Raw genomic sequence first — 20,139 nt, forward strand, 5'->3', positions numbered from 1 at the left:
GCGAAACACGCGTACCGGTTGCTCCCAGGAGGGCGGTTTCAAGTCGTGGTTGCAACAGCGGGTGGTTTAGGCGGGTCTGACAGTAATGCGTCGAGGGCTTCGGCGGGTGTTCTCCAGCCCAGGGTCTGGCGGGGTCGGTTGTTGAGTTTGGCGGCGACGTAGTCGAGGTAGTCGGCGGGAAAGACCGATAGGTCAGTGCCTTTGGGGAAGTATTGGCGCAGGAGGCCGTTGGTGTTCTCGTTGGTGCCTCGTTGCCAGGGTGAGTGCGGATCGCAGAAGTAGATGTCGAGATCGGTGGCTGCAGCGATCTTGGCGTGGTTGGCCATTTCGATGCCCTGGTCCCAGGTCAGCGTGCGGGCCATGATCGCGGGCAGCTGGGCGATTTTGGCCACGATGGCCTCTTGGACTGCCAGGGCGCCGTGGTTATCGGGTAGGTGCAGCAGGATCACGAACCGGGTGCTGCGTTCGACCAGGGTGCCGATCGCGGACTTGTTTTCCGTTCCAGTGATCAGGTCGCCTTCCCAATGGCCGGGGATGGCACGATCCTCGACCTCGGCAGGCCGGTCACTGATGCTGACCATGTCCCGGATACGCGGGCGTCGCTGGTCGGGGCGGTGCTGCGGTTTGCGCAGTGCTCGACCCGTGCGCAAACACGTGTGCAAGTCGCGGCGCAGATTCCCCTTGCCCTGCACGTAGATTGCCTGGTAGATCGTCTCGTGCGACACCCACATCTCCGGATCGTCGGGGAACTCCCACCGTAACCGGTGGGCGATCTGGGCTGGGCTGTGCTGTTCGTGGCCCAACCGGTACTGCACGGCATCGCGCAGCCGCGCATTGGTGGCCAGCTTGCCCGCCTTGGGGCGTCGAGCCCGGTGCTCGGAGCGGACCTGGGCCAGCAACGCGTCGTACTTCAACCTCGTGGTGCGACCGCTCTGGCGGGCCCCGAAGCGTTCCTTGCGCCGGTAGCCGGACTTGCCGCCATTGTGGGCGGCGATGGCACCATTGACGTCGAGTTCGTATTTGATCGTCGAGGCCGGCCGGCCCAAGCTGCGCCCTATCGAGTTCAGCGATTCATAGTTGTGCACGCCGATCTGGATCCGGATCCGATCAGCCAGATCCAGGCGCCGTCGCCGACCGTTCTTCCTAGGGGCAGTGAACTGGGGTTTCACCCCGCCAGCGTCAGCGAACCACGTGACCCCAGTCGTTACCGACACGCCGGCAGCCACAGCGGCCTGACGTTCGGTCAGGCCGGCACCGATATGACCCCAAAACGCTTCACGAACAGACCTGAGCGATCTCCGAGACAACAGCACTCCTCAAGTAGTGCTGTTGCATCCACCCCTTGAAGCCAAGGAGTGAAGGGACAGCGGGTACGCGAGTTTCGCCGGAAACCGTAGGCCGCCGAACGGCTCCGCAGCGCGAGGCCCGAACGTAGGGTTCGAAAGATGCGCGTCACCGCTGCGGAGTCGACGGACCTGTTCGTCGGGCCCCCGGACTCGCCGGTGCAGCTGGTCCGCATCGGTTACACCGGCTGCACCGCGCCGACACCGGTCCGGGTGACCGGCACCGGCCTGCTGGGAGAGGCCGTCGCACAACCGGACGCCGGCAGCGTCGAGGTGCCGATGCAGGTCAGCGACCCGCAACCCGGCCGGCACCGGGAGGCCGCGATCGGTGATACCGCCTTCACCTTCGTCGACGCCGAACCCGGCTGGACGATGTTCATGATCAGCCACTTCCACTACGACCCGGTCTGGTGGAACACCCAGGCCGCCTACACCAGCCTGTGGACCGAGGAACCGCAGGGCCTGTGCCGGCAGACCAACGGATTCGACCTGGTCACCGCGCATCTGGAAATGGCGCGCCGCGACCCCGATTACAAGTTCGTGCTGGCCGAGGTCGACTACCTCAAACCGTTCTGGGACACCCACCCCGAGGAACGCGCCGATCTGCGCCGGATGATCGGTGAGGGCCGCATCGAGATCATGGGCGGCACCTACAACGAGCCCAACACCAACCTGACCAGCCCGGAGACCGCGATCCGGAACTTCGTGTCCGGCATCGGGTTTCAGCGTGACGTGTTGGGTGGTGACCCGGCCACCGCCTGGCAGCTGGACGTGTTCGGGCACGATCCGCAGTTCCCGGGGATGGCCGCCGACGCCGGGCTGACCTCCAGTTCCTGGGCCCGCGGCCCGCACCACCAGTGGGGGCCGATGGCGGGCGGTGGCGATCCCGAACGCATGCAGTTCGCCAGCGAATTCGAGTGGACGGCCCCGTCCGGGCGCGGGCTGCTCACCCATTACATGCCCGCGCACTACGCCGGGGGCTGGTGGATGGACTCCGCGGCGTCGCTGGCCGACGCGGAAGCCGAAACCCACAAGCTGTTCACCAACCTGAAGAAGGTGGCGCTGACCCGCAACGTGCTGCTGCCGGTGGGCACCGACTACACGCCACCGAACAAGTGGGTCACCGAGATTCACCGCGACTGGAACGCGCGCTACACCTGGCCGCGGTTCACCTGTGCGCTGCCCCGGGAGTTCTTCGCCGCCGTGCGGGCCGAGTTGGCCGAGCGCGGCGTCCGGGCCTCTGTGCAGACCCGGGACATGAACCCGATCTACACCGGCAAGGACGTCTCCTACATCGACACCAAACAGGCCAACCGGGCCGCCGAGAATGCGGTGCTGGAGGCCGAACGGTTCGCGGTGTTCGCCGGTGTGCTGGGCGGAGCCACCTATCCGCAGGCGGCGCTGGCCAAGGCCTGGGTGCAACTGGCCTACGGTGCGCATCACGACGCGATCACCGGGTCGGAATCCGACCAGGTGTACCTCGACCTGCTCACCGGCTGGCGCGACGCGTGGGAGATCGGCCGTGGTGCCCGAGACAGCGCGCTGCGGCTGCTCTCCGGTGCCGTCGACGCGCCGGTGGTGGTGTGGAATCCGTTGGTGCACAGCCGAACCGACATGGTCACCGCATACCTGGACGAACCCTTCACCGGTGAGATGTGCGATATGTCCGGCCGGGCGCTGCCCACCCTGATCGACGGTCACACCGTCACCTGGCGGGCCGAGGACATCGGCTCACTCGGCTGGCAGGGCTACCAGTGCGACGCCGACGCCGAGGGCTCCCGCTGGCGTGAGATCGACGGGACCACGATCACCAACCGGACCCACACGCTGACGGTCGACCCGGCCCGCGGCGGCGGTGTCGACTCCCTGATCGCCGACGGACGTGAACTCATCGCCGACCGGCAGATCGGCAACGAACTGGCGGTCTACGACGAATACTCGGCGCACCCGCAGGCCGGGGAAGGTCCGTGGCACCTGCTGCCCAAGGGACCGCTGACCCGCTCGGCGCAGTTCCCCGCGACGGTGCAGGGGTGGCGGTGCGCGCTGGGGGAGCGGCTGGTGATCACCGGTGCGATCCCCGGCGTGCTGCGTTACACCCAGACCCTGACCCTGTGGGACGGTATCGACCGTGTCGAATGCCGCACCGAGATAGACGAATTCACCGGTGCGGACAAACTGCTGCGGCTGTGCTGGCCCTGCCCGGTGCCCGGCGCCATGCCGGTCAGCGAGGTCGGCGACGCGGTCATCGGCCGGGGCTTCGGACTGCTGCACGCCGGCGCGGGCGCGGTGGACGCTGCGCAGCACCCGTGGACCCTGGACAACCCGGCCTACGGCTGGTTCGGACTGTCCGCCACCCTGCGGGTGCGCATCGGCACCGGCGCGCGGGCGATCTCGGTCGCCGAGGTGGTCACCCCCGGTGCGGGATTAGACGAACGCGCCCTGATGGTCGCGCTGGTGCGCGCCGGTGTCACCGCCACCTGCAGTGCCGCCGGGCGCCCCCGCTACGGCGACCTGTCGGTGGACTCCAACCTGCCCGACGCCCGCATCGCGCTCGGTCACCCCGATGAGAATTCCTTCACCGCAGCGGTATTGGAGACATCGCCAGAGCACCGGGTGGAACTGGACCGCCAGATCGGCGCCACCGGGGCGGCCCGGGTATGGGTACCGGCCGCGGCGCCGCTGGCCCGCGAGTGGGTGCCCGGTGCGGACCTCACCGGAGTCCGGGCGCTGCCGGTGCTCGTTGTCGTCGGTGGTGTCGACGCGCTGGTCGACGATATCGCCGACGCCGAGATCACGGTCCAGCAGCACGCCCCGGCCGGTCTGGAACCCTTCGAGCCGGCGACCGTGGCCGTCTTCAACCGCGGGGTACCCGGCTTCGCGGTCGAACCCGACGGCACCCTGCACACCTCGCTGATGCGGTCGTGCACCGGCTGGCCCTCGGGCACCTGGATCGACCCGCCGCGACGCACCGCACCCGACGGCTCCGGCTTCGGGCTGCAGCACTGGACGCACACCTTCGACTACGCGGTGGCCGCCGGTGCGGGGGACTGGCGCGACAGCGAGATCCCACACCGCAGTGCGGCGTTCTCACACCCGCTGTTGGCGGTGCGCAACCGGCGCGCCGGCACCGACGGGCTGCCCGCGCACGGCGCACTGCTCGACGTGGACTCCGACGGCGGCGGCAGTGTCCAACTCGGCGCGCTCAAGGCGGCGGGAAATCCGCTGGCAGCCGGCAGCGTGCGCGTCGTCGACCCCGCCACGGTGGCCCTGCGGATCGTCGAAACACACGGCCGGGACACCCAATTCGTGATCCGCTCCGGGCTGAGTGCGGTGGCCCCGCCGACCCCGGCGGACCTGCTGGAACGCCGCCTCGACCACGGTGCCACGTTCACCCTGCACGGCTACCAGATCGCCACCCTGCTGACCCGCCTGGACGCGGTCAAGGTCCTCAACGCCGACAACGAAGCGTTGGCCCCGGAAGCGGAGGCGGCGCAACCGCTGTACGCCCGGTACTGGCTGCACAACCGCGGCCCCGCCCCGCTGGGCGGGCTGCCGGCGGTGGCCCATCTGCACCCGCATCGACTCCGCGCCGATCCCGGTGCGCCGGTGCGGCTTCGGCTCACCGCGGCCAGCGACTGCACCGACGCCGCGGTGCACGGCCAGGTCCGGGTGATCTGCCCGCCCGACTGGAGCGTCGACACCGACGAACTGTCGTTCGTGCTGCCGCCCGGGGACTACCTGGACACCGAGGTGACCGCCACGATGCCGGCGGCGGCGCCGCCCGGGCTGTACCCGATCCGCGTCGAACTCGCGCTCAACGGCCGCGGCGAGCTCCCGACATCCTGGCGCCAGGTCGTCGAGGACGTCTGCATCGTGCAGGTCGGTGACACCGCGGGTGCGGTGCTGAAACTGACGGCCGAGCCGAGTCCGGTGCAGGTCCGGGCCGGTGAGAGCGCACGGTTCGGCGTCACCGTCGGCACCGACGCCTGCGCCGATCTGGCGGCCGAAGCGCATCTGATCAGCCCGTGGGGAACCTGGGAATGGTTGGGCCCGAACGTAGTCGGGGTCAGACTGCCGGCTGGGGGCAGTGCGCGCATCGAGTTCGAGGCCGCGCCGCCGCCGTGGGCGCCGCCGGGGCAGTGGTGGGCGCTGATCCGGGTGGCCTGTGCGGGCCGGCTGCTGTACTCGCCCGCGGTGCCGGTGGTGATCCCGTGACCGCGGCCCTGGTCGGCGGTCAGGTCGTCACCGTCGCCGAGATCGACGAGCGGGAAAAGGCCTTGCGGGCAGGCAATATGGCCTCGGCGCTACCCCTGCCGGGGACCAGCGAGGGGCGTCAGCTGCGGCGCTGGCTGACCCAGCTGGTGACGGCCGAGCGGGTGGTGGCCGCCGAACCCGATGGCGGGCAGGTGCCGACGCCGGCGGAGGTGCTGCCGGACATGGCCGCCCGGCTGGAGATCGGCAGCATCGCCGCGGCGGTACTGGCCACCCCGGCGGGCCGGGCGGCGTTCGCCCGCGTCACCGCCGAGGTGGACGTCACCGATCTGGAGATCGCCGGCTATCACCGGCGCAACCCGGGACGGTTCGCCGCCCGGCGCACCGAGGCGCTCGACTTCGCCCAGGCCCGCCCGCTGATCGCCGAGCACCTGCGGGCCGCGGCCCGGCGCCGGGCGTTCCGGCTGTGGCTGGATGCACGGTGCGCCGAACTCGTGCAGCTGGCCCCGGGATACGAGCACCCCGGCGATCCCCGTCAATCCGACAACACGCACAGGCACTGATCATGAACGTATTGGCCCTCGATATCGGCGGCACCAAGATCGCCGCGGCCGTCGTGGACGAGGACGGCGCCCTGGTGCACCGCGTCCAGCTGCCCACCCCGAAGCAGTCGGCCGAGGCCGCCTGGCAGGTGACCGCGGACCTGATCGGCCAGGCGCTGGCCGCCGCCCCGGCGAGCGCAGTCGGCATCGCCTCGGCCGGGCCGGTGGCGCTCGACATCGGCGCCATCAGCCCGGTCAATATCGCTGTGTGGCAGGACTTTCCGATCGTGGACCGGGTCGCCGAGCTGACCGGGTTACCGGTGCGCCTGGGTGGGGACGGGGTGTGCATGGCGCTCGGCGAGCACCGCCACGGCGCGGGGCGGGGCGCGCAGTTCCTGCTCGGCATGGTGGTCTCCACCGGAATCGGCGGGGGACTGGTGCTCGACGGCGCCCCCTACGACGGGCGCACCGGCAACGCCGGTCACGTCGGGCACATGGTCGTCGACCCGGCGGGGGAGCTCTGCGTCTGTGGCGGCACCGGCTGCGTGGAGACGGTCGCCTCCGGGCCGCGGATGACCCGGTGGGCGCAACAACAGGGCTGGGTCGGGGCGGACGCCAAGGAGTTGGCGGCCGCGGCGGCCGCCGGTGATGCGATCGCGCTCGCGGCGTTCCGGCGGGGGACGACGGCGCTGGCGGCGGTGATCGCGTCGACCGCGGCGGTGTGTGACCTGGATCTGGTGGTGATCGGCGGCGGGGTGGCCAAGGCCGGGGAGGTGCTGTTCGCCCCGTTGCGGACGGTGCTGGCCCGCTATGCCGGGCTGAGCTTCATCAGGGGCCTGCGGATTGTGCCCGCCGAGCTGGGTTCCGACGCCGGGCTGGTCGGGGCGGCGGCCTTGGCCCTGCACCGAGAGTGAAGTAGATGGCGAACTTCGGGTGATTTCTCGCGATCTACTTCACTCTCGGCGCTAGGAGCGCAGCGATTTGGGCGGCAGGCCAACCGTCGGCTACCCTTGGGCAGTTCCACCGAAGACCGTCGGTCACCGAGAAATCGGTTGAAGGTCCGGGATCATCCGGGCGGCCCACGCAGGAGGACGAGGTAGATGCATTCTTGCGCGCCCCGACCTGTCTGCGTCGGGGCGTTCGTCTTTTCCAGGCCCCTCTCTCGAAAACCTCCGCCCGATGGTCCAAACCATTACGAGGAGGCAAGCATGGCCAAGGCTGACAAGGCCACCGCGGTCGCCGACATCGCCGAGAAGTTCAAGGAGGCGACGGCCACCGTCGTCACCGAGTACCGCGGCCTGACGGTGACCAATCTTGCCGAGCTGCGCAGGTCCCTGGGTGCTGACACGACCTACACCGTCGCCAAGAACACCTTGGCGAAGCGTGCCGCGACCGAAGCCGGCATCGAGGGTCTGGAAGACCTCTTCACCGGCCCGACCGCCATCGCGTTCATCAACGGCGAGCCCGTCGATGCCGCCAAGGCGATCAAGAAGTTCGCCAAGGACAACAAGGCCCTGATCGTCAAGGGCGGCTACATGGACGGAAAGGCTCTTTCCGTCGATGAGGTCAACCGCATCGCCGACCTCGAGTCGCGCGAGGTCCTGCTGTCCAAGCTGGCCGGCGCGCTGAAGGCGAAGCAGTCCCAGGCCGCAGCGCTGTTCGTGGCGCCCGCGTCCCAGATCGCCCGCCTGGCCGCAGCTCTGCAAGACAAGAAGGCCGCCGAAGACTCGGCTGCCTGAGACCACCCCACAAAGACAAGATAAGGAATCACCATGGCAAAGCTGTCCACCGAAGAACTGCTCGACGCGTTCAAGGAAATGACCCTGCTGGAGCTCTCTGAGTTCGTGAAGCAGTTCGAGGAGACCTTCGACGTCACCGCCGCCGCTCCCGTCGCAGTCGCCGCTGCGGGTGCCGCCCCGGCCGCCGCCGAGGCCGCCGAGGAGCAGAGCGAATTCGACGTCATCCTCGAGGGTGCCGGCGAGAAGAAGATCGGCGTCATCAAGGTCGTCCGTGAGATCGTCTCCGGCCTGGGCCTGAAGGAAGCCAAGGACCTCGTCGACAGCGCCCCCAAGCCGCTGCTGGAGAAGGTTTCCAAGGAAGCCGCCGAGGATGCCAAGGGCAAGCTCGAGGCTGCCGGCGCTTCGGTGACCGTCAAGTAGTTTGCTTCACGCACTGTGGGCCGGGTCGATATCGACCCGGCCCACAGTCGTATTCGGGGGCCGCCGACTGTGCGGTTAGTCGTTGCTGAAAAACTGCGTAGGTTACAGTGACTCAAGCCACAGGCGGGGCAGCCGGTGGCGTGGTGGGGCCGTGAGCCGGAAGGAATTTGTATGGGCGTCCAAATCGACGTAACTGGGCTGAGTAAATCGTTCGGATCGTCGAAGATCTGGGAGGACGTCACACTGACGGTTCCCGAGGGTGAAGTCAGCGTGCTGCTGGGCCCGTCCGGTACCGGTAAGTCGGTGTTCCTGAAGTCGCTGATCGGCCTGCTGCGCCCGGAGCGTGGCTCAATCGTCATCGACGGCACCAACATCCTGGAGTGCTCGGCCAAGGAGCTCTACGAGATCCGGACCCTGTTCGGGGTGCTGTTCCAGGACGGCGCGCTGTTCGGCTCGATGAACATCTACGACAACACGGCCTTCCCGCTGCGCGAGCACACCAAGAAGTCCGAGTCCGAGATCCGCAACATCGTGATGGAAAAGCTCGAACTCGTCGGTATGCCCAACGACGGGCACAAGTTCCCCGGTGAGATCTCCGGCGGTATGCGCAAGCGCGCCGGCCTGGCCCGTGCCCTGGTGCTGGACCCGAAGATCATCCTCTGCGACGAGCCGGACTCCGGTCTGGACCCGGTGCGTACCGCCTACCTGTCCCAGCTGCTGATCGACATCAACGCCCAGATCGATGCGACGGTGCTGATCGTGACGCACAACATCAACATCGCCCGGACCGTGCCGGACAACATCGGCATGCTGTTCCGCAAGAAGCTGGTCATGTTCGGTCCCCGCGAGGTGCTGCTCACCTCGGAGGAGCCGGTGGTCAAGCAGTTCCTCAACGGTCGCCGTATCGGCCCGATCGGCATGTCGGAGGAGAAGGACGAAGCCACCGCAGCCGCCGAGCAGGCCATGATGGAGGCCGGCCAGCACGACGGCGGTGTCGAGGAGATCGAGGGCGTGCCCCCGCAGCTGATGGCCACCCCCGGTATGCCCGAGCGCAAGGCCGTCGGGCGCCGTCAGGCACGGGTGCGCGAGATCCTGCACACCCTGCCCCCGGCCGCCCAGGAGGCGATCCGCGACGATCTGGAGGGCACGCACAAGTACCAGGCGCATGAGCCCGGTCACATCGCGCGCTCGCACAGCCACGAGGACGACACCCCGACGACGTCCATCCCGGTCACCCAGGAGTAGACACAGGCCGCAAAAAGACCGCCCGGGCCCTCGGCCCGGGCGGTCTTTTGCTGTCAGCGACCGCGGCCCGATCGCAATGTCACCCGCACAGCTACGCCGCGCATGGACATCCATGGCGGCGCCGGCAGGTCGACTTTGCGCGGCCAAGGTGTTTCCTGCGCCAGTTCAGTGGGTAATTGCGCGGTCGATCCGGTCATCGAACCGGTCATGATCAGAATCTCCACAGCCGACACGGCGTTATCTCTTGACGGACGGAGGCAAACGAGCCAGTCTGTTGGGCAGCGATGTACGGAGGGGTGAGAAGAATCGAGTTGCCGGCCAGCGCTTGGTCCACCCCACCTGCCGTGGTTGAGGAATGTAGCGTCGTGCGCTATTGTTGGACGTTGCGCTGGCTGCATCCTGCCCACCCTTCATCGCACTGACACCGTGGACCTAGCCTGAGCCCTGCTCAGCGATCTAGAACCGTGCCGTGTGTCCGGAAGGCTTCCGGGCTTGAGAACGCCAGGCAAACCGATGCAGATATAGCTGGAAGGGTGCATCTTGGCAGTCTCGAGCCAGAGCAAGTCAGATTCCACTAATAGCTCCGTACCTGGGGCGCCAAACCGAATTTCCTTCGCCAAGCTCCGTGAGCCTCTTGAGGTTCCGGGGCTACTCGACGTTCAGACCGACTCTTTCGAGTGGTTGATCGGCGCGCCGGGTTGGCGTGCGAAGGCAGTCGAGCGCGGCGACGTGAACCCGGTCGGTGGCTTGGAAGAAGTGCTTGCCGAACTCTCCCCGATCGAGGACTTCTCCGGCTCGATGTCGCTGAGCTTCTCCGACCCGCGCTTCGACGAAGTCAAGGCGCCGGTGGATGAGTGCAAAGACAAGGACATGACCTACGCGGCGCCGCTGTTCGTCACCGCGGAGTTCATCAACAACAACACCGGTGAGATCAAGAGCCAGACGGTCTTCATGGGTGACTTCCCGATGATGACCGAAAAGGGCACCTTCGTCATCAACGGCACCGAGCGTGTCGTGGTGTCCCAGCTGGTGCGTTCGCCGGGCGTCTACTTCGACTCGTCCATCGACAAGGCCACCGAGAAGGACCTGCACAGCGTCAAGGTCATCCCGGGCCGCGGTGCGTGGCTGGAGTTCGACGTCGACAAGCGCGACACCGTCGGTGTGCGTATCGACCGCAAGCGCCGTCAGCCGGTCACCGTGCTGCTGAAGGCGCTGGGCTGGACCAGCGAGCAGATCGTGGAGCGCTTCGGCTTCTCCGAGATCATGATGGGCACGCTGGAGAAGGACAACACCGCCGGCACCGATGAGGCGCTCCTGGATATCTACCGGAAGCTGCGCCCGGGCGAGCCGCCGACCAAGGAGTCCGCGCAGACCCTGCTGGAGAACCTGTTCTTCAAGGAGAAGCGCTATGACCTGGCTCGCGTCGGCCGCTACAAGGTCAACAAGAAGCTGGGCCTCAACGCCGGTCAGCCGATCACCAATTCGACGCTGACCGAAGAGGACGTCGTCGCGACCATCGAGTACCTGGTGCGTCTGCACGAGGGCCAGACCACGATGACCGCCCCCGGCGGCGTCGAGGTCCCCGTCGAGGTCGACGACATCGACCACTTCGGTAACCGTCGTCTGCGCACCGTCGGCGAGCTGATCCAGAACCAGATCCGGGTCGGCCTGTCCCGCATGGAACGCGTCGTCCGCGAGCGGATGACCACCCAGGACGTCGAGGCGATCACCCCGCAGACCCTGATCAACATCCGTCCCGTCGTGGCGGCGATCAAGGAGTTCTTCGGAACCTCGCAGCTGTCGCAGTTCATGGACCAGAACAACCCGCTGTCGGGTCTGACCCACAAGCGTCGCCTGTCGGCGCTGGGCCCCGGTGGTCTGTCCCGTGAGCGCGCCGGTCTTGAGGTCCGCGACGTGCACTCCAGCCACTACGGCCGGATGTGCCCGATCGAGACCCCTGAGGGCCCGAACATCGGCCTGATCGGTTCGCTGTCGGTGTACGCGCGGGTCAACCCGTTCGGCTTCATCGAGACGCCGTACCGGAAGGTCACCGACGGTGTTGTCACCGACCAGATCGACTACCTGACCGCCGACGAAGAGGACCGCCACATCGTGGCGCAGGCCAACTCGCCGATCGACCGGGACAACCGGTTCGTCGAAGAGAAGATCCTGGTTCGTCGTAAGGGTGGCGAGGTCGAGTTCGTCGCCGCCGTCGACGTCGACTACATGGACGTCTCGCCGCGCCAGATGGTGTCGGTCGCGACCGCGATGATCCCGTTCCTCGAGCACGACGACGCCAACCGTGCCCTGATGGGTGCCAACATGCAGCGCCAGGCGGTTCCGCTGGTTCGCAGCGAGGCCCCGCTGGTCGGTACCGGTATGGAACTGCGTGCCGCCATCGACGCGGGTGACGTCATCGTCGCCGACAAGACCGGTGTGATCGAAGAGGTTTCGGCCGACTACATCACCGTGATGGCCGACGACGGCAGCCGCCAGACCTACCGGATGCGCAAGTTCGCCCGGTCCAACCACGGCACGTGCGCCAACCAGCGCCCGATCGTGGACACCGGACAGCGCGTCGAGGCCGGTCAGGTCCTCGCCGACGGCCCGTGCACCGAGAACGGTGAGATGGCGCTGGGCAAGAACCTGCTCGTCGCCGTCATGCCGTGGGAGGGTCACAACTACGAGGACGCGATCATCCTCTCGAACCGTCTGGTCGAAGAGGACGTGCTCACCTCGATCCACATCGAAGAGCACGAGATCGATGCCCGCGACACCAAGCTGGGCGCCGAGGAGATCACCCGGGACATCCCGAACGTCTCCGATGAGGTGCTGGCCGATCTCGACGAGCGCGGCATCATCCGCATCGGCGCCGAGGTCCGCGACGGCGACATCCTGGTCGGCAAGGTCACCCCGAAGGGCGAGACCGAGCTGACCCCGGAGGAGCGTCTGCTGCGTGCCATCTTCGGTGAGAAGGCCCGCGAGGTCCGCGACACCTCCCTGAAGGTGCCGCACGGCGAGTCCGGCAAGGTCATCGGCATCCGGGTGTTCTCCCGCGAGGATGACGACGAGCTGCCCGCCGGCGTCAACGAGCTGGTCCGCGTGTACGTGGCCCAGAAGCGCAAGATCTCCGACGGCGACAAGCTCGCCGGACGCCACGGCAACAAGGGCGTCATCGGCAAGATCCTGCCCGTCGAGGACATGCCGTTCATGCCCGACGGCACCCCGGTGGACATCATCCTGAACACCCACGGTGTGCCCCGTCGTATGAACATCGGCCAGATCCTGGAAACCCACCTCGGGTGGGTTGCCAAGGCCGGCTGGAACATCGAGGGTGCACCCGAGTGGGCGGCCAACCTGCCCGAGGGCATGCTGTCCGCCCCCGCGGACAGCATCGTGGCCACCCCGGTGTTCGACGGTGCCCAGGAGAAGGAGCTGGAGGGCCTGCTCGGCTCGACGCTGCCCAACCGCGACGGTGACGTCATGGTCAACGCGCAGGGCAAGGCCGAGCTGTTCGACGGTCGTTCCGGCGAGCCGTTCCCGTACCCCGTGACGGTCGGCTACATGTACATCCTGAAGCTGCACCACCTCGTCGACGACAAGATCCACGCGCGCTCGACCGGCCCGTACTCGATGATCACCCAGCAGCCGCTCGGTGGTAAGGCGCAGTTCGGTGGTCAGCGTTTCGGCGAGATGGAATGTTGGGCCATGCAGGCCTACGGCGCTGCTTACACCCTGCAGGAGCTGCTCACCATCAAGTCCGACGACACGGTGGGTCGCGTCAAGGTGTACGAGGCCATCGTCAAGGGCGAGAACATCCCCGAACCCGGTATCCCGGAGTCGTTCAAGGTGCTTCTCAAGGAGCTGCAGTCGCTCTGCCTGAACGTCGAGGTGCTGTCCTCGGACGGCGCGGCGATCGAAATGCGTGACGGTGACGACGAGGACCTGGAGCGCGCAGCTGCCAACCTCGGAATCAACCTGTCCCGTAACGAATCCGCCTCTGTCGAAGATCTGGCTTGATTCGCGGCTCCGCCGCGGGCGCTAAGAAGCCATTGGCTACAAATCCCGAAAGGGGAAAGGGAGTTACGTGCTAGACGTCAACTTCTTCGATGAACTCCGCATCGGTCTCGCGACCGCGGACGACATCCGCAACTGGTCCTTCGGCGAGGTCAAGAAGCCGGAGACCATCAACTACCGCACGCTCAAGCCCGAGAAGGACGGCCTGTTCTGCGAGAAGATCTTCGGACCTACTCGCGACTGGGAGTGCTACTGCGGCAAGTACAAGCGCGTGCGCTTCAAGGGCATCATCTGTGAGCGCTGCGGCGTCGAGGTGACCCGCGCCAAGGTGCGCCGTGAGCGGATGGGCCACATCGAGCTGGCCGCACCCGTCACCCACATCTGGTACTTCAAGGGCGTCCCGTCGCGCTTGGGCTACCTGCTCGACCTGGCCCCGAAGGATCTGGAAAAGATCATCTACTTCGCGGCCTACGTGATCACCGCGGTCGACACGGACATGCGCCACAACGAGCTGTCCACGCTGGAAGCCGAAATGGTCGTCGAGAAGAAGGCCGTCGAGGCCCAGCGCGACGCCGACCTTGAGGCCCGGGCGCAGAAGCTCGAAGCCGACCTGGCCGAGCTGGAGCGCGACGGCGCCAAGTCCGACGTGCGCCGCAAGGTGCGCGACGGTGGCGAGCGTGAGATGCGTCAGCTGCGTGACCGCGCCCAGCGCGAGCTGGACCGGCTCGACGAGATCTGGACCACCTTCACCAAGCTGGCTCCCAAGCAGCTCATCGTGGACGAGGTGCTCTACCGCGAGCTCGTCGACCGCTACGGCGAGTACTTCGAGGGCTCCATGGGCGCCGAGTCGATCAAGAAGCTCATCGAGACCTTCGACATCGACGCCGAGGCCGAGTCGCTGCGCGACACCATCAAGAACGGCAAGGGCCAGAAGAAGCTGCGTGCGCTCAAGCGGCTCAAGGTCGTTGCGGCGTTCCAGATGAACCGCAACTCGCCGATGGGCATGGTGCTCGACGCCGTTCCGGTGATCCCGCCGGAGCTGCGCCCGATGGTTCAGCTCGACGGTGGCCGCTTCGCGACGTCCGACCTCAACGATCTGTACCGCCGCGTCATCAACCGCAACAACCGACTCAAGCGACTGATCGATCTGGGCGCGCCCGAGATCATCGTCAACAACGAGAAGCGCATGCTTCAGGAGTCGGTGGACGCGCTGTTCGACAACGGCCGTCGTGGCCGGCCGGTCACCGGCCCGGGCAACCGTCCGCTCAAGTCGCTGTCGGATCTGCTCAAGGGCAAGCAGGGTCGCTTCCGTCAGAACCTGCTCGGTAAGCGCGTCGACTACTCGGGCCGTTCGGTCATCGTCGTCGGCCCGCAGCTGAAGCTGCACCAGTGCGGTCTGCCCAAGCTGATGGCACTCGAACTGTTCAAGCCGTTCGTGATGAAGCGTCTGGTCGACCTGAACCACGCGCAGAACATCAAGAGCGCCAAGCGCATGGTGGAACGTCAGCGTCCCCAGGTGTGGGATGTCCTCGAAGAGGTCATCGCCGAGCACCCGGTGCTGCTGAACCGTGCACCTACGCTGCACCGCCTGGGTATCCAGGCCTTCGAGCCGCAGCTGGTGGAGGGCAAGGCTATCCAGCTGCACCCGCTGGTGTGTGAGGCGTTCAACGCCGACTTCGACGGTGACCAGATGGCCGTGCACCTCCCGCTGTCCGCGGAGGCGCAGGCCGAGGCTCGCATCCTGATGCTGTCGTCGAACAACATCCTGTCTCCCGCGTCGGGCCGCCCGCTGGCCATGCCGCGTCTGGACATGGTGACCGGTCTGTACTTCCTGACCACCGAGATCGCCGGTGACACAGGCGAGTACACCCCGGCCGCCACGGATCAGCCGGAGACCGGCGTCTACAGCAGCCCGGCCGAGGCCATCATGGCCATGGACCGTGGTTCGCTGAGCGTGCGCGCCAAGATCAAGGTGCGGCTGACCACCCAGCGTCCGCCGGCCGACATCGAGGCCGAGCGCTTCCCCGAGGGCTGGAACTTCGGCGACGCCTGGATCGCGGACACCACGCTGGGCCGCGTGCTCTTCAACGAGCTGCTGCCCAAGGGCTACCCGTTCGTCAACGCGCAGATGTTCAAGAAGGCGCAGGCCGCGATCATCAACGATCTCGCCGAGCGTTACCCGATGATCGTCGTCGCGCAGACCGTGGACAAGCTCAAGGACGCCGGCTTCCACTGGGCCACCCGTTCGGGTGTCACCGTCTCGATGGCCGACGTGCTCGTGCCGCCGCAGAAGGCGGAGATCCTGGAGCGCTACGAGAGCGAAGCCGACGCGATCGAGAAGCAGTACCAGCGCGGCAAGCTCAACCATGTCGAGCGCAACGGCGAACTGGTGAAGATCTGGCAGCAGGCCACCGAAGAGGTGGGTAAGGCCCTGGAGGCCTACTACCCCGAGGACAACCCGATCATCACGATCGTGAAGTCCGGTGCCACGGGCAACCTGACCCAGACGCGCACCCTCGCAGGCATGAAGGGTCTGGTCACCAACCCGAAGGGTGAGTACATCCCGCGTCCGATCAAGTCCTCGTTCCGCGAGGGCCTGACCGTGCTGGAGTACTTCATCAACACCCACGGTGCCCGTAAGGGTCTGGCCGACACCGCTCTGCGTACCGCCGACTCGGGTTACCTGACCCGTCGTCTGGTGGACGTGAGCCAGGACGTCATCGTGCGCGAGACCGACTGTGAGACCGAGCGCGGTATCAACGTCACCCTCGCGGAGAAGCAGGATGACGGCACCCTGGTGCGCGATCAGCACATCGAGACCTCGGCATACGCCCGCACACTGGCCACCGACGCGGTGGACGAGAGCGGCAATGTCGTCGTCGCGCGTGGACATGACCTGGGTGACCCGGCCATCGACGCGCTGCTGGCCGCCGGCATCACCGAGGTGAAGGTCCGCTCCGTGCTGACCTGCACCACGGGCACCGGCGTCTGCGCCATGTGCTATGGCCGCTCGATGGCCACCGGCAAGCTCGTCGACATCGGCGAGGCCGTCGGTATCGTCGCCGCGCAGTCCATCGGTGAGCCCGGTACGCAGCTGACCATGCGTACCTTCCACCAGGGTGGTGTTACCGGTGGCGCCGACATCGTCGGTGGTCTGCCGCGTGTGCAGGAACTGTTCGAGGCCCGCGTGCCGAAGAACAAGGCCCCGATCGCCGATGTCACCGGCCGGGTGCAGCTGGAGGAGACCGACAAGTTCTACAAGATCACCATCGTTCCCGACGATGGTGGCGAGGAAGTCGTCTACGACAAGCTGACCCGTCGCCAGCGCCTGAAGGTGTTCAAGCACGAGGACGGCACCGAGCGTCTGCTCTCCGACGGCGACCACGTCGAGGTCGGGCAGCAGCTCATGGAAGGTGCCGCCGACCCGCACGAGGTGCTGCGTGTCCAGGGTCCCCGCGAGGTGCAGATCCACCTCGTCCGGGAGGTCCAGGAGGTCTACCGGGCCCAGGGCGTGTCCATCCACGACAAGCACATCGAGGTGATCGTCCGGCAGATGCTGCGCCGCGTGACCATCATCGATTCGGGCGCAACGGAGTTCCTGCCCGGCTCGCTCACCGAGCGCGCCGAGTTCGAGACCGCGAACCGTCGGGTTGTCGCCGAGGGCAACGAGCCCGCGGCCGGCCGTCCGGTGCTGATGGGTATCACCAAGGCATCGCTGGCCACCGATTCGTGGCTGTCGGCGGCGTCGTTCCAGGAGACCACCCGCGTGCTGACCGATGCGGCGATCAACTGCCGCAGCGACAAGCTGCAGGGTCTGAAGGAGAACGTGATCATCGGCAAGCTGATCCCGGCCGGTACCGGTATCAACCGTTACCGACACATCCAGGTGCAGCCGACCGAAGAGGCCCGCGCTGCCGCGTACACGATCCCGTCCTACGAGGATCAGTACTACAGCCCGGACTTCGGCCAGAACACCGGCGCTGCCGTGCCGCTGGACGATTACGGATACTCGGACTACCGCTAGTTCGTCTCGGAAAAGGCCCCCGCTCTCGAGCGGGGGCCTTTTTCGTTCGCGAATTCCAGGCTGGGGCAGGGCGGGCCAACACGCTGTCCGCGTAGTCGGCGGCGGTGACCCCGATGATCATCCAGCCGAATTGGATCAACCGCTCCAGTCGCGGGATGTCGCATTCATAGGTCACATCACGGGACAGGTGGACGTTCGGGTGGACGGGCCTGTGTCGGGTGCGCAGCGCGTGCGACGTCAGCGCGCCCGTCGTCAACGCCTCGCTGCCCACGAACGGTCCGTCCATGCAAGAACTCTCGGGCCGTCGGCTATGGGAGACCTCTGCGGCGATCCGTGAGAAAGTCCGCCGGGAACGCACGTTCGAGAGTTCGGTTAGGCTCGTCGATCCACCGCGGAACAGTCACTCTGATCTACGAATGCTCGGAAAGGCCCACCATGGCGCGCATCCTCATCACCGGGTCGGTCGGCGGTCTCGGCCTCGCAGCGGCGCAGGCCCTCATCGCGGACGGACACGACGTGTTCGGTCACGCGCGCAGTGCACAGCGTGCGGCCGATCTGGAGGCAGCCGGGCACCGGATGGCCGGGGTGGTGGTGGGGGACCTGAGTACCCGGGCAGGGGTGGAATCTGTTGCCGCCCAAGCTAATGAGGCCGGGCGCATGGACGCGGTCATCCACAATGCGGGGATCTATCTGGACCCCGAAAGAATCGCCACTCCGGAGGGGCATTGCAGGGTCTTCGCGACCAATGTCCTTGCCCCCTATCTCCTCACCGCGCTGATGCACCGGCCGGAACGGCTGATCTACATCAGTAGTGACATGGCGGCCCAAGGTGTCGAGTCGCTTGCCGACATCGACTGGACGCAGCGCCGGTGGGATGGCGTGCAGGCCTACTGCGACAGCAAGTTGCAGGTCGCGGCGCTGGCGCTGGGTGTCGCGCGGCGGTGGCCGTCGGTCTACAGCAACGCCGTGGACCCGGGGTGGGTGCCGACGCGCATGGGAGGTCCCGAGGCGTCGGACGACCTGTCCCTCGGGCACGTCACCCAGGCCTGGTTGGCCGGCGGCACCGGCGAGGATGTGCGGATCAGTGGAAAGTTCCTCTACCACCAGGCCGTTGTTCCTACCGCGGCCGCCGTGTCCGACGCCGAGTTTCAGGACGCGCTACTGACTGAACTGGAAACGCTCACCGGTGTGGGGTTGGCGCCCTGAGGGCTCATGGGTCGGGGAGTCTTGACTGAGCGGGAGAGCGCTCTCGTTCGCTCTTGACTATGACGCAGACCGCAGTTAACTTCTTACATACCAACCGGTCCGTTTCCTAGTCCCGGTCGTCCGGCCCGCGACCTGCGGCGCCCCGCCGCCACCTGAAAGGTGTTGCTCACCGATGGAATCCGCCGTGATCATCGAAGCTGTTCGCTCTCCGATGGGGCGCGCCCGGCCCGACGGCGCCCTCGCCGACCTGCACCCGGTGCAGCTTCTCTCGCAGGTGCTCACCGGTCTGGTGGACCGCGCCGGCATCGATCCCGGCCTGGTGGACGACGTCATCGTCGGTTGTGTGAGCCAGTCCTCGGAGCAGTCCGGCACGGTCGGGCGGATGGCCTGGCTGGCCGCCGGGTACCCCGAACATGTCCCTTCGGTGACCGTCGAGCGCAAATGCGGCTCCGGTCAGCAGGCCATCCAGTTCGCCATCCAGGGTGTGATGGCCGGGCAGTACGACCTGGTGATCGCGGCCGGCGTCGAGTCGATGAGCCGGGTGCCGATGGGCTCCAACCGGCAGGGCGCCGACATCTTCGGGCCGGGAGTCAACGAACGCTACGCACCCGGGCTGATCCCGCAGGGCGTCGCCGCCGAACTCATCGCCACCAAGTGGGGTCTGACCCGTGATGACTTGGACGCCTTTGCCGTCCGTTCACACAGGCAGGCCGCGGCGGCCGTGGCGGCCGGGCAGTTCGACCGCGAGATCGTGTCGGTGACGCGCCCCGACGGGGTGGTTGTCGAGCGCGACGAGACCATCCGGCCCGGTACGACCGCGGAGAAGATCGGCACGCTGGCCACCGTGTTCCGCACCGACGAGTATGAGGCGCGCTTCGAGGGGACGCAGTGGGCCACCACGGCGGCCAACTCCTCACAGCTCACCGACGGAGCTTCGGCGGTGCTGATCGCCTCCGACCGGATGGCAGAGAAGCTCGGGCTCCGGCCACGTGCCGCGGTGCGCGGCATGTATGCCTGTGGCGACGACCCGCTGATGATGCTGACCGCGCCCATCCCGGCCACCCGAAAGCTGCTGGAGCGCACCGGATTGAGCGTAGACGACATCGACCACTTCGAGGTCAACGAGGCGTTCGCCTCGGTACCGCTGGCCTGGCTGCGTGAACTCGGCGCCGACCCAGACCGCCTCAATCCGCGGGGCGGGGCGATCGCTCTCGGGCACCCGCTCGGCGCCACCGGCTGCCGGCTGTTCACCAGCATGCTGCATGCCCTCGAGGACACCGGGGGACGGCTCGGGTTGCAGACCGTGTGTGAAGCCGGCGGTATGGCGAACGCCTTGATCCTCGAGCGCATGGACGCCACGAACTAGGCATTCAGCGGTCGCCGGCCGAGAC

General features: G+C 67.1%; 12 protein-coding genes. 10 read left to right on the top strand and 2 right to left on the bottom strand.

From position 1 onward, the window contains the following. Nucleotides 1-38 precede the first annotated feature (38 nt). Nucleotides 39-1,307, bottom strand: coding sequence for an IS30 family transposase (locus tag K0O62_RS05500; protein WP_207551014.1), 1,269 nt, complete (start codon nt 1,305-1,307; stop codon nt 39-41). Nucleotides 1,308-1,445: 138 nt separating this feature from the next. On the opposite strand from K0O62_RS05500, the gene K0O62_RS05505 reads away from it, so the two are divergent. From K0O62_RS05505 to K0O62_RS05530, 6 genes are all read left to right on the top strand, one after another. Continuing rightward, nucleotides 1,446-5,558: a glycoside hydrolase family 38 N-terminal domain-containing protein gene (locus K0O62_RS05505; protein ID WP_073859748.1), complete on the top strand. Its 4,113-nt coding sequence runs from the start codon at nt 1,446-1,448 to the stop codon at nt 5,556-5,558. Next, nucleotides 5,555-6,118: a DUF7158 domain-containing protein gene (locus tag K0O62_RS05510; RefSeq protein ID WP_073859750.1), complete on the top strand. Its 564-nt coding sequence runs from the start codon at nt 5,555-5,557 to the stop codon at nt 6,116-6,118. Before K0O62_RS05505 ends, K0O62_RS05510 begins: the two co-directional genes overlap by 4 nt. A gap of 2 nt (nt 6,119-6,120) precedes the next feature. Next, a complete protein-coding gene (locus K0O62_RS05515; RefSeq protein ID WP_073859747.1) occupies nt 6,121-7,011 on the top strand; it encodes an ROK family protein in 891 nt (296 codons plus the stop codon). 294 nt (nt 7,012-7,305) lie between these two features. Continuing rightward, a complete protein-coding gene (rplJ, locus tag K0O62_RS05520; RefSeq protein WP_073859746.1) occupies nt 7,306-7,836 on the top strand; it encodes a 50S ribosomal protein L10 in 531 nt (176 codons plus the stop codon). Between the two features lie 33 nt (nt 7,837-7,869). Then, the gene (gene rplL / locus K0O62_RS05525) at nt 7,870-8,256 is read left to right on the top strand and encodes a 50S ribosomal protein L7/L12 (RefSeq protein ID WP_073859745.1); all 387 of its coding nucleotides are present in this window, start codon (nt 7,870-7,872) and stop codon (nt 8,254-8,256) included. 171 nt (nt 8,257-8,427) lie between these two features. Continuing rightward, nucleotides 8,428-9,501 (top strand): ABC transporter ATP-binding protein, encoded by a 1,074-nt coding sequence (locus K0O62_RS05530; protein ID WP_073859743.1) that lies wholly within the window; start codon nt 8,428-8,430, stop codon nt 9,499-9,501. A gap of 53 nt (nt 9,502-9,554) precedes the next feature. On the opposite strand, the gene K0O62_RS05535 is transcribed toward K0O62_RS05530, so the two are convergent. Next, nucleotides 9,555-9,725, bottom strand: coding sequence for a hypothetical protein (locus K0O62_RS05535; RefSeq protein ID WP_165637069.1), 171 nt, complete (start codon nt 9,723-9,725; stop codon nt 9,555-9,557). Between the two features lie 301 nt (nt 9,726-10,026). Here K0O62_RS05535 and rpoB point away from each other — a divergent pair, with 301 nt between their 5' ends. The 4 genes from rpoB to K0O62_RS05555 all read left to right on the top strand — a co-directional run bounded on the left by rpoB (nt 10,027) and on the right by K0O62_RS05555 (nt 20,114). Beyond that, a complete protein-coding gene (rpoB, locus tag K0O62_RS05540; protein WP_205870631.1) occupies nt 10,027-13,521 on the top strand; it encodes a DNA-directed RNA polymerase subunit beta in 3,495 nt (1,164 codons plus the stop codon). A 67-nt stretch (nt 13,522-13,588) separates the two neighbouring features. Further along, nucleotides 13,589-17,542: a DNA-directed RNA polymerase subunit beta' gene (locus tag K0O62_RS05545; protein WP_073859741.1), complete on the top strand. Its 3,954-nt coding sequence runs from the start codon at nt 13,589-13,591 to the stop codon at nt 17,540-17,542. 435 nt (nt 17,543-17,977) lie between these two features. After that, entirely contained in the window at nt 17,978-18,748 is a 771-nt protein-coding gene (locus K0O62_RS05550; protein ID WP_073859739.1) for an SDR family NAD(P)-dependent oxidoreductase, read from the top strand. 172 nt (nt 18,749-18,920) lie between these two features. Beyond that, entirely contained in the window at nt 18,921-20,114 is a 1,194-nt protein-coding gene (locus K0O62_RS05555) for a thiolase family protein (RefSeq protein WP_073859738.1), read from the top strand. The last annotated feature ends 25 nt before the right edge of the window (nt 20,115-20,139 follow it).

Source organism: Mycolicibacterium diernhoferi (assembly GCF_019456655.1).
GTDB classification, from domain to species: domain Bacteria; phylum Actinomycetota; class Actinomycetes; order Mycobacteriales; family Mycobacteriaceae; genus Mycobacterium; species Mycobacterium diernhoferi.